Genomic DNA, 12,122 nt, shown 5'->3' with positions numbered 1-12,122 from the left:
TTCATTTTAAAGCTTGCTAACTTTGTATACAGTGACAACCGCAGAGAGCTATCGGGATTAATCGAACCTTAGAGGAAAATGAATCGGAAGCACGGGCTACAATTGGTCATCAGTACCCCAAAGAATACTTTTGTTGAATTTTCTACTCAAGTATTCGGGAAGTAAATAGTTAATTTCACTGAAAAAAATCATTTATTATTCTGACTATATCATAACTGAAATTTTCTACTTGCTATTGAGAATAAAACCGTATTAATTAAATAACACTTCTGTCGATAGCTCGAATTCTACTTTTGAACGTTGTAATGTATGATCTGAACGATACAGATTTAGCCATAAAAATCAGAGCTGGTAACAAAAAAGCTTTCCGGGAAATATATGACCGTTACCACGTCCAGATGTATTATATCGCAAAAAAATATGTAAAGAGTCCGGACCTGGCCGAAGATGCTGTTCAGGATGTTTTTGTCAAGTTGTGGGAAAAAAGAGCCAGAATTGACGACTCGAAATCTATAAAAGGATTTCTTTTTATCATGCTCAGAAATCATGTTTTGAACATGATTCGTGATAAGAAAGATGAGATTATTTCAATTTCTGATATTAAATCAAACCAACTTCCGCAACAAAATCTTACGGAAGATGAGTTGGTATACAAAGAGTATCATGATATTGTGAAAGAGGGACTAAAAGAACTTTCGGACCGAAAGAGAGAAGTGTTTGAGTTGAGAACCCTCAAGGGTCATTCCAATTCTGAGGTTGCGGATTTGCTTAATATCAATATTCGAACGGTTAAAACTCACTTCTATAACAGTTCGAAATTTATGAGAGAGTACCTGAAAAACCATGCGGGGTTATTAGGTCTGCTAATCTTTTTTGGTTTGATGGCTCTTCTCTGATCACTTTCTTTTAGGTGATTTGGATGTAACATCCAGCTTCAGCTTACCTGATTTGCAATTCTTTTCTACCTGTCCTTCTTCTCTTCTTTAGCTATTAACATGCAATAATCTCAGATAAATAACGCTTTTCCGGGCTTTCAGATAGGTTTTTAAAAAAAATCAAAAAAAGCCTAATACTTTCGTCCCTTTCTTGTGTACTAACAGTAGACGTCTTGAAATAACACTATTGAACAATTGACAAATGGATAGAAAAATCGTTGAAAAGTTTTTTATCAATCAGACCACACCGGAGGAAACCCGGCGTGTATTAGACTGGTTTGAAACCGCCGAAGGGAAACAATACCTGCAGGAGAGGCTGGATATTGACAGTGATTTAATGGATCGCCGTGAACTCCGAAAAATGGTTCCGGATCTTGATTCAGATCACCTTTTTGAAGCCATTCAGGAGAAAATATCCCAGGAAAAAACTGTTCGGATTATTCGTAAACCGGATTGGTTTGGTCATGCTTTTAAAGCTGCTGCTGCAATACTGGTTATTTTCCTCACATCTGTTTTCTACATCACAAACTATACAGATCCTGCAGAAACAGTTGCGAAACGAGAGCCTATCCATTTTCAAACCAGCAATGAAGAAAACCGGGAGATTAAACTGTCAGACGGTTCGGTTGTTCGTCTTAATAAGAATTCTGAGATAACAATCTCTGAAGATTTCATGCAGGGAAGCCGCGAGATAGAGCTGACCGGTGAGGCTTATTTTGATGTAACCCACAATCCGGATCAGCCATTTATCATTCATACCAACGAATCCAGTGTTCGGGTATTAGGTACGGCGTTTAACGTTCGTGCTCTTCCGGGACAGGATAATGTACAGGTAGCCGTAGTGGACGGCCGGGTGGCATTTACAAATGCCGATTTAAAACGCACATCTCCCGATCCGAATGATAACAGCGTGATTTTAATGAAAGGGCAGTACGCCTATATGGATGTAAAGGAAAACACTTTCCAGGTAGATAATATTGCCGTTGAAAATTACCTGGCTTGGAAAAGTGGCAAGTTTGTTTTCGAGGGGCTGACGATGAATCAGGTGTGTCTTCAGCTAAACAGGATGTATGGAGTGAATTGTGAATTTACTGATGAAGACATTAAAGATCTGCCGTTAACCGCCAATTTCACGAACGAGTCCTTAGAGAAAACACTGTCTGTAATTGCGCTCTCTCTGAAGATTGAGTTTGAGCAAAACGGAAATAATGTTCGCTGGTTTAAAACAGCACCATAATAATTTCTTTCAGAACCAAAGACCTTCTCAATGAAGCACTTTTTTAATAAACCACAATACCATAACCACGAAAACCCCATAACTACTATGTCTACTCATATTTTTGTCGATAGCCGGAAGCGGTTTCATAAGCTGGGTTGGGGCCTTCTGTTTGGATCTCTCGTCTTTCTGATTTCGTTTAATCTTGTTTTGGGACAAACAAAGAAAGCATATCTGCAAGGTGAGAACGTATTTGCACAAATGGTTACCTCTCAGCAAAAAGCGGATGACAGTCTGCTGTCTATCCAGTTTTCCAATACTTCTCTTCAAGATGCATTGGAAACACTGGCTCAGAAAGTGAATGTCGGATTTTCTTACAATCCGGATATTATGCCTGAAAAGCAGATAACTCTTAAAATGACGGGTGTTCCTGCGCATGAAATATTATACAAACTACTGGAGGGAACAGGACTTGAACCTGTACTACCTCCGACCAAAGATGTTATTGTCATTCGTCAAAAGGAGCCGGTAAACAGTAAAGAGAACTTCGTACAAACCATCACCGGAACGGTTACTGACGGACAAACAGGAGAAGCACTTCCCGGGGCAAACGTGGCGATTCAAGGTACCACACAGGGATCTTCTACCGATATAGATGGAAATTTTATCATTGAGGGAGTAGAACCCGGCTCTTATAATTTAACCGCTTCTTTTATCGGGTATGAAACAGGGATAAAAGCGATCGAAGTTACGGACGCCCAGGAAGATCTGGTGGTTGATTTTGCCCTTGATCAAAGCGATATGGCACTCGATGAGCTGGTGGTTGTAGGGTATGGTCAACAGGAAAGAAGTGATATTACAGGCTCTATAACATCGGTGAGTGGGGAGAGCATCCAAAATATGCAAACCGAAAATGTTGCAGAAGCTTTGCAAGGTCAGGCGGCAGGTGCCCTGATTACACAATCGAGTGGTGAGCCCGGATCAGGAATGGATGTAATGATTCGCGGTGCTTCCACTTTAGGAAACACCGAACCCCTTTATGTAATAGATGGTATTCCAACAGAGGGAAATTTGGCATCTGTGAATGTTCAGGACGTTGAGTCGATAGAGATTCTTAAAGACGCCTCCGCTACAGCAATTTATGGTTCCAGGGCAGCAAACGGTGTAGTTATGATTACCACCAAGCGGGGAGAAGCCGGAGATATTCAGGTCCAGTTCAATGCAAGAACGGGCGTGAGTAATATTCCCAACAGTCGAAGAATAAATATGATGGATACGGAGGACTTTTATGAGTTTTCAGTAGATGCATATGAAAATGCCGGTTTGGCAATTCCCACATCTTGGCAGGAACCCTATCTTTCCGAAAATCTCAAACAAAATACAGACTGGCAGGATGAGCTTTTCAGACAGGGAGCTGTACAGAATTATAATCTGACTGTTTCTGGAGGGAATGAGAATGCTATTTATTCCTTTTCAAGCGGGTATCTGGATGAAAAAGGAACGGTCATTAATGATAATTTTGACCGCGTTTCTTTCAGAGTGAACTCTGAGTTTTATATTGGTGAAGACCAAAAATTAACGATTGGTGAAAATCTTTCGTTAAGCCAAACCAAATCGAGCGGGGATGTTACTGCAACAACATTTAAAGAGACATACCAGCAAGCGCCCACCGTTCCGCTTCGTTGCCCCGATAATGTAGGTGGATTCTGCGGACCTACGATTGAGAATTCTCCAGGGTTTAGATTAAACCAGGTTGGCCTATTGTACTTGGAAGAATCAGAAGATATTACCCAACGCTTATTAGGTACCGCGTATGTCAAGTACAACATTTTGCCAAATATGACTTACCGGCTTAATCTTTCAACCGATTTGGCCATAGGCGAGTCCGAGTATTTTAGCCCTCTTTATGATATGGACGCGAATGTAAATACGGAGCGTGATTTAGATCAAACCCGTTCCGAAAGAAGATCTTTGATTGTTGAAAATACGCTTGCATATAACACGACAATCAAAAACGTTCATGAAATTAACGCATTAGCAGGTTATACCCAGGAAAAAAGAGATTATGAAAATGTCTCCAGTGAAGCGAATGGATTTCCAAGCGGTAATCTGAGAACCATAAATGCAGCCACCGGTCAAACCATAGTATATGGTGGTGCAACGGCTTCGGCACTGCGGTCTTTCCTGGGGAGGGTTCAATATAGTTACGACGACAGATACCGTGCCCAGTTTGCAATTCGCCGTGACGGATCATCACGGTTCGGGAGCGAGCGCAGATGGGGTACATTCCCCTCAGCGTCAGTAGGCTGGTCTATCCATAATGAAGCATTTATGGAAGATTATGAAAAGCTTTCAAGTTTAACGGTTAGAGGAAGTTGGGGCTTAACAGGAACCCAGACAATTCCCGATTTTGCAGCTATTCCTACTGTACAACCTGTTGCAAATTATGTATTTGGAGCCACTCCTGCACGTGTTTCAGGTTCCGCTATTTTGCAGGTAGGGAATAGTACACTGCAGTGGCAGGAAACAGAGCAGATGGATATTGGACTGGATATTGGTTTCTTTGATGAGCGGCTGACCTTTGTTGTAGACTACTTTACAAAAAATACTTCCAACCTGTTATTGCGCCCTCCTGTAGCCACTACGTCAGGATTTAGGCGAGGCAACGGTGCTTTTCAAAATGTAGGCGAGGTGAAAAACAGTGGTTTAGAACTTTCGGCGAATTATCAAAAAGTTCTTGGAGATTTTTCATTTCAGATCGGTGGTAATGTATCAACCATAAAAAATGAAGTGGTAAGCCTTGGAGTGGAGGAAATAGTAACAACTGTTAGCGGAGACCTCTCTTATGGACAAACCATTACACGACCGGGAAGTGAAATCGGAGCTTTTTATGGCTATGTGGCAGAAGGGCCATTTCGGGATCAGGCAGCAGTAGATAACCATGCGGAACAACCAGGTGCAGGCCCCGGAGATATGGCCTTCAAAGATTTGAATAATGATGGTGTGATTAATACCGACGACCGAAAAATAATAGGCAGTCCTTTTCCAAATTTCTTTTATGGATTAAACCTGAATATGAACTACAGAAACTGGGGATTGCGGGTTCAGGTTGATGGTGTTCAGGGACGGGACATCATGGCACTGAGAGGGGATAATGACCCCAGGGGGTTTAATAATACCACTGCCGATTTTCTTGACCGGTGGACCCCCGAAAACAGAGACGGAGTTCATCCCCGCGCGCATGCTTCCGATCCCAATGATAATATTCGTTCGTCAACCTATCGTGTGAAAGACGGGTCATACCTCGCTATTAGAAATGTAACATTATCCTATGATTTTAATACGGGTAACTTCAGTCAACTCATAGATATGAGAAACTTACGACTCTATGTTACCTCAAGTAATTTAGCCTGGATTACATCGTATGATGGATATAACCCGGAAATAGGTGCCGGAAGCAGTGATGAAGCCTCTCTGACACGAAGTCTTGATTCTGGATCTTACCCCATTGCCACAAGCTTTGAAGTGGGGATTAATATTGGATTTTAGATCTATCGAAATAACCAGACTTAACAATTTTAATCATAACGATAGTTAATCATGAAATATAAAATATATATCACATTTACACTCGTAGGCATACTGTTTATGTATGCAGGTTGTAATGATAAATTTCTGGATATAGATCCTAAAGAAGCAGCCTCTGTTGATTCCTTTTTCTCCAGCGAAGCCGATGCTGTGGCGGCTATTAATGCTGCCTATGCATCTCTTCAAAATCGTTCGATGTATAGTGAATGGTATCCCAAAGCAGTAGAGGGAGCTTCCGATGATATGGGACTTTCAAATACAGATGATCTCTCTTTAACAAATTATACATGGTCTCCCACTCTTCAGCCCACAGATGATGTATGGCAAGCTTCTTATGAAGGAATTTTCCGCGCAAATTTGGTACTCCAGCGAGTTCCTGATATCGAAATGGATCAGTCTGTAAAAGACCGGATAATAGGAGAGGCTCATTTTCTCCGTGCCCTATACTATTGGCATTTGATGACACTGTTCGGTGAGGTTCCTTTGGTTGTAGAGGCAAATCCAAATAATCCCAAAGAAGCCGAGTTACCAAAAAGCAGTTCTCCTGAAATTATTGCTCAAATGGTAACGGATCTTGAGGCCGCTATCAATAGTCTCCCCCGCCGGGAAGAATATGATGCTGCAAATGTAGGCCGTGCAACAGAAGGCGCGGCAAGGGCATTGTTAGGAAAAGTTTACTTGTACTCCGCATCTCCCATTTTTGGAGGGGATCAACAAGGGTATGATTTGGCTGCTGAACAGTTTTCCCAGCTCATTAATAATTACAACTATCAACTGATTGATTACCGGAAACTTTGGGTAGAGGATAATAATGCCGAAAGCTTTTTTGAGGTACAATATGTAGATGTGGGCGGCGGTATCTGGGGAGTTCAGGATGCAGCCAGCATTAACGAGATACAAATCCGGGCTGCATTAAATCTCCCGAATGGCCATGGAGGAAATGGTAACTTAATTCCCACACAAGATGCGGTAGATGAATTTGAGTCATACAATGGCCCGGATCCTGATGATGAGTTCGATAATTTCGACCCCCGCCTTTATTATTCTGTATGGAAACAGGGCGATTACTTCGATTCTCAGGAACCTGAATATCAGTCTGCCTGGTCTCCAACACAATACAATGTAAAAAAAGGTTTAGCATTTCCATTTACGGATAGAGCAGAAGACGGAACCGACAGAAATATTCCATTAATACGCTATGGTGACGTACTGCTCATGTATGCTGAAGCTGTGAATGCGAAAAGCAGCCGTGATCCTTCTGAGGCTATCTGGGCTATTAACCAGGTCCGTGCCCGTGTAAATATGCCTGCTTATCCAAATAATTCTGAGTCGATGTATTCTGTAGATGCCGGCAGTAGCGAACAGGAAATTTTTGAGGCTATTGTTCACGAGAGACGCGTTGAGCTTTTAGGAGAATACCATCGCTATAATGATTTAAGAAGATGGGAAATTGCGGAAGAAGAAATGGGAGCTTTAGGATGGCAATCGCCAAGACATGTTTTCTTTCCCATACCTGCAGAAGAAGTTGAAAACAATGCTCAGCTCGAACAGAATCCCAACTATTAAACCAAATCTGTTATGGGAAACTCCCGCCGAAATTTTCTCAAAAAAAGTGTTTCACTTGCAGCTTTGTCGGCTGCGGGGCTTTCATTAGGGGCTTGTACTTCAAAGGATCAAAGTTCTGCTACCGATTCAACGCCGGGCGACAAGATTAATCGCCAGGTAGAGTGGCCTGTAACGGAAGGACCGGATACGCCAAAACTTTGTATGGCCCCTACCGGAACATCTGAAAAAGCCTTAAGAAGACTTAAGCAGCTTGGGATTGATCATGTGATGAGTTACAGTGCTCCCCGAACTCCTTGGGATGAAGAAGAACTTCGGTCTCTTGTTGCAGAATATAAAAAGGGGGGGTTATCACTCCTGAATCTTTATATCAGCGGTTACTGGGATGTGATTCACGGCGGTGAAAACCGTGATTCACAGATTGAAGCTGTCCAGGAAAGCATCAGGGCGGCTGGTGCGGTAGGAATTCCTGTTGTAGAATATAACTGGTATGCCCATCGGTTGATGGAGGGATACCATCTTGTAGAAGGCAGGGGTGGCGCCGGCTATACTGGATTTGAATATAAAGGATTCGAGGATCTGCCCCCTGATCCTGAAATCGGCGTTCATACGGCTGAAGAACTCTGGGATCGACTTACCTATTTTTTGGAAGCTGTCATTCCCGTGGCTGAAGAAGCGGGCGTAAGGATGTGTGTGCACCCAAATGATCCCCCCATTCCTGTCAGTCATGGTTCAGACCAGATTCTGGCCACATTCGATGACTGGAAACGGTTGATTGAGATTGTAGACAGCCCCTCGAATGGAATAACCTATGACTGTGGTGTAACAACGGAATTGGGGGAAGATGCGGTAGAAGTCTGCCGCTACTTTGGCAGCAGAGACCGGATCAATCATGTGCACTTCCGCAATGTGCTTGTGGATGAACCCTATGTAAAATATACGGAGGTTTTTCCCGACAATGGGCAAGCCAACATGTTTGCCGTGATGCAGGAATTGGTCCGGAATAGCTATAAATATGGAATCTACCCGGAGCACCCCAGGGAACTTGATTATGATAATGAACACCCCGATGGAATCAATAATCAATATCCCGGAGGCGGTGGTTACGCCGGCTATACCTATAACATGGGTTATGCCCGGGCCATGTTGCAGGCGGCTTTAATTGCTGAAGGAAAAGCATAATCAAATATATTGAAATCGAAAACAGGTCAATTTTGAGTACACGAAGAGATTTTATTAAAAAAAGTGCATCGTTAGCGGCACTTTCTGCCGCGGGTTTTATACCCGGTAAAGGATTTGGTTTTGGCGGTATGGGCCGGCCGGCACCCGAAACAGAATGGATGGAATTTAGTGTAGCCCACTGGAATCCAAATCCTAAACGGATGCAGCTCACTAAAATGATGGGCGTTCTGGGAGGGGTGAGTGGATCCGGAGGCGATGCAGCCGCCCGTAAAAAAGAATTCGAAGATGCAGGGTTGAAATGGACAGTTCTGGAAGGAGTGAATCTTACCAGGGCCCAGCTTGGTGTAGAGGGAAGAGATGAAAACATCGAGCAATTTATTGATCTGATCAAAGAGTGCTCAGAGGTCGGACAAAAAATTATTTGTTACAACTGGATGCCTGCTGTCAGCTGGTCACGAAGTAACAGTTCTGCTCCAAGCCGTGGTGGATCAAAAGTTACCCGGTTTGATATTGAAGATGCCAATACGGAGTTGACCAGATATGGCGATGATTTTACCCACGAAGATCTGTGGGAAAACATGGAATATTTTCTGAATGCTGTAGTACCAGAAGCAGAAAAATATGATGTAAAACTCGCTTTGCATCCCGATGATCCTCCCATCGACCGGCTGAGAGGAATTCCAAGAATTATCACTTCTGTAGATGCTCTGAAACGGGTTACTCAACTTTATGACAGTCCATATAACGGGTTAACATTTTGCCAGGGAAGTATTGCAAGCCAGGGAAAAGATGTAGATATCCCCGCAGCCATTCGTTGGTTCGGTGAAAGAGATCTCATCCACTTTGTTCACTTCCGGGATGTGAGAGGAACTCCAACCAATTTTGAAGAAACCTGGCATGATGATGGACAAAACGATATGTATGAAGCCATGAAAGCATATTACGATGTAGGATTTCGTGGCCCCATACGGCCGGATCATGTGCCGGGAATAACAGGATACGAAAATACAGATAGTGTTGGATACACCGATCTGGGACTTCTTTTTGCTGTCGGTTATATCAGAGGATTGATGGAAGCAGTCATAAAAAGCAGTTCATAATCTATTCACAACAGGTCATAACAACTACGAACATGGGAACTAATAAAAATAAATAAAGAAAATCGATCAACATGAAGCATTTAAAATACACCTTAGCACTCTTATTTACATTTTGCGTGGTTTTCCAATTTTCATTGAAAGCCCAAACCATTTCCAAAGAAAAACTAATTGCCCTCACTCCGAAGTGGGATGGAGAACGCTTTGAAGATGGCCGCCCTAAAGTACCCCAAAGCATTTTAGAACGAATGGAACATGTGACCATCGAAGAGGCGTGGGGCATTATACGCAGAGATGGATATCATAACCAATTTGAAGGCGGAACATGGGAGATTTTACATCCGGATGAACCGATTGTTGGCCGGGCACTAACAGCAACCTATATGCCGGCTCGCCCTGACGTTCAAGAACATATAACCACGCAAGGCGAAAGCGATGGCCGGTCTGGCCCTCCCAATACATGGCCTATTGATATGCTGGAACAGGGAGATGTGTACATCGCAGATGGTTACGGCAAGGTAAAAGACGGAACATTGATTGGCGACAGGCTTGGGAATACCATTTTTGCCAATTCAGGAAATGGAGTGGTATTTCATGGTTCTTCAAGAGATCGAGAAGGACTTTCTGAAATTGAAGGATTCAATGCTTTCGTAAGGGCATGGCATCCGTCATATATCCAGGAAATGATGTTGGTTGGGCTGAATACCCCCACACGAATCGGACAAGTTACTGTTATGCCGGGGGATATTGTATTAGCCAAAAAAGAAGGCGTTGTATTTATCCCTGCTCATCTTGCTCAAAAAGTAGTGGACCAATCAGAAGTAATTCGTGTGCGCGACACTTTTGCCCATGAAAAAGTTCGCAACGGTACTTATACCGCGGGTCAGATGGATACAAAATGGACTGAAGAAATTGAAGAAGATTTCAAAAACTGGGTAGAAACAAATAGTAAACGCCTGAAGGAAGAAATCGGAGTTAGCCAAACAACGATTGATAATCTGATGAAAGATGAATAGGTAAGGCTCAATTTTTTAAAAGACAATTAAAATATAAACAGTGATTTATGAGTAATAAGATAAACAATGGTAAAGGTGAAGATCGTAGAACTTTTCTGAAAAAGGCAAGTTTAGGCGGATTAGGACTCGGTTCCATGATAATGAACCCTTATCATAATCAGATCGAACATATAACGTCTACAGTAAATCGAAGTTCTTCCCCGTCAGAGCTTAAGATAACGGACATGCGAATCGCAGAAGTTGACGGGATACCCTTTCGGATTCCCATTATACGTATCGATACCAACCAGGGAATTTCCGGTTATGGTGAAGTACGGGATGATGGCGATCCACGCTATGCCCTGATGTTGAAAAGCCGAATTTTGGGTGAGAATCCATGCAACGTCGAAAAACTTTTTAAAATAATTCGCCAGTTTGGTTTTCATGGACGGCAGGGTGGCGGAGTAGCCGGTGTTGAAACTGCCTTGTGGGATCTGGCCGGGAAAGCATACGGAGTTCCCGTTTATCAGCTTTTAGGAGGTAAATACCGCGATAAAATCCGGCTTTATGCTGATACAGCTGGAGCCAGAGATCCCAAAGTATTTGCTGATCGAATGAAAAAAACGCGGGTAGATAAAGGATATACAGCTTTAAAAATGGATATTGGAATTGGATTGGTAGCCAATATTCCCGGAGCGCTTACAAATACATATCATCATTCTCCACAAGGCGAAAGGCGCTTGCAAAGTCAATATTCGGGAACCCCCGACGAATATGGCCAGATCGATCATCCGTTCACACGTATCCAGATAACAGAAAAAGGTTTGGATAAAATTGAAGAGTTTGTGAGTGTAATGCGTGATACTATTGGATACGAAATTCCTCTTGGAATCGATCATACAGGGCACTTCGATGTAGACGAAGCCATAAAACTTGCCCGGCGATTAGAGCCTTATACACTTTCATATATGGAAGATCTCGTAGCCTGGAAATGGGTGGATAAATGGAAGCAGATCACCAATTCAACTACCACACCCACCGTAACCGGTGAGGATATTTTTGGGCTCGAAGGTGGGTTTAAAGAATTGATTGATAAACAGGCAGTGAATATGGTGCATCCTGATTTAGGGTCCGCCGGAGGCATTCTGGAAACCAAACGGATTGGCGATTATGCCGAAGACGGTGGTATTGGCATGATGCTTCATTACGCGGGATCTCCCATTGGTTTTTTTGGGTCTGTTCATGCTGCGGCAGCTACACAGAATTTTATGTGGTTAGAGCATCATTCAGTAGAAAACGATGCCTGGTACAGCCTGATTTCAGATGATACTGTAGTTTTCGATGAAGGATATGTACCCGTTCCCGAAAAACCGGGCCTTGGATTTGAATTGAACGAAGAAGCAATCAAAGCAAATTTAACCGAAGATTCAGGGTTTTTTGAGCCGACCCCCGAGTGGGATGAACCACGATCCTGGGATCGTCTTTGGAGTTAGTGAATTCTTTGTTCAAACCTGATTTTCATTGATAAGGCAACGACTGAATGGTT

General features: G+C 42.9%; 8 protein-coding genes. All 8 read left to right on the top strand.

Annotated elements, in window-relative coordinates; all coding sequences use genetic code 11:
- Positions 1 to 305: 305 nt before the first annotated feature.
- The 8 genes from L0B18_RS16880 (at position 306) to L0B18_RS16845 (ending at position 12,069) form a co-directional block, all read left to right on the top strand.
- Positions 306 to 896 (top strand): RNA polymerase sigma factor, encoded by a 591-nt coding sequence (locus L0B18_RS16880; protein ID WP_234572983.1) that lies wholly within the window; start codon positions 306 to 308, stop codon positions 894 to 896.
- Positions 897 to 1,137: 241 nt separating this feature from the next.
- Positions 1,138 to 2,172 carry a FecR family protein gene (locus L0B18_RS16875; RefSeq protein ID WP_234572982.1) on the top strand — a complete coding sequence of 345 codons (1,035 nt, stop codon included), beginning with the start codon at positions 1,138 to 1,140 and terminating at the stop codon, positions 2,170 to 2,172.
- Between the two features lie 87 nt (positions 2,173 to 2,259).
- Complete coding sequence (locus L0B18_RS16870; RefSeq protein WP_234572981.1) at positions 2,260 to 5,700, top strand: SusC/RagA family TonB-linked outer membrane protein; 3,441 nt, start codon at positions 2,260 to 2,262, stop codon at positions 5,698 to 5,700.
- A gap of 51 nt (positions 5,701 to 5,751) precedes the next feature.
- The gene (locus L0B18_RS16865) at positions 5,752 to 7,305 is read left to right on the top strand and encodes a RagB/SusD family nutrient uptake outer membrane protein (protein WP_234572980.1); all 1,554 of its coding nucleotides are present in this window, start codon (positions 5,752 to 5,754) and stop codon (positions 7,303 to 7,305) included.
- Positions 7,306 to 7,317: 12 nt separating this feature from the next.
- Positions 7,318 to 8,484 (top strand): mannonate dehydratase, encoded by a 1,167-nt coding sequence (locus L0B18_RS16860; protein ID WP_234572979.1) that lies wholly within the window; start codon positions 7,318 to 7,320, stop codon positions 8,482 to 8,484.
- A 32-nt stretch (positions 8,485 to 8,516) separates the two neighbouring features.
- Positions 8,517 to 9,584 carry a mannonate dehydratase gene (locus L0B18_RS16855; RefSeq protein ID WP_234572978.1) on the top strand — a complete coding sequence of 356 codons (1,068 nt, stop codon included), beginning with the start codon at positions 8,517 to 8,519 and terminating at the stop codon, positions 9,582 to 9,584.
- A 71-nt stretch (positions 9,585 to 9,655) separates the two neighbouring features.
- Positions 9,656 to 10,597 (top strand): RraA family protein, encoded by a 942-nt coding sequence (locus L0B18_RS16850; RefSeq protein WP_234572977.1) that lies wholly within the window; start codon positions 9,656 to 9,658, stop codon positions 10,595 to 10,597.
- A 47-nt stretch (positions 10,598 to 10,644) separates the two neighbouring features.
- Positions 10,645 to 12,069, top strand: a complete 1,425-nt coding sequence (locus L0B18_RS16845) for a mandelate racemase/muconate lactonizing enzyme family protein (protein WP_234572976.1) — start codon at positions 10,645 to 10,647, stop codon at positions 12,067 to 12,069.
- The last annotated feature ends 53 nt before the right edge of the window (positions 12,070 to 12,122 follow it).

The organism is Rhodohalobacter sp. 614A (assembly GCF_021462415.1).
Taxonomy (GTDB): Bacteria; Bacteroidota; Rhodothermia; order Balneolales; family Balneolaceae; genus Rhodohalobacter.
The sequence above is the reverse complement of the archived record's forward strand: the minus strand, read 5'-3'. Positions and strand labels throughout refer to the sequence as shown.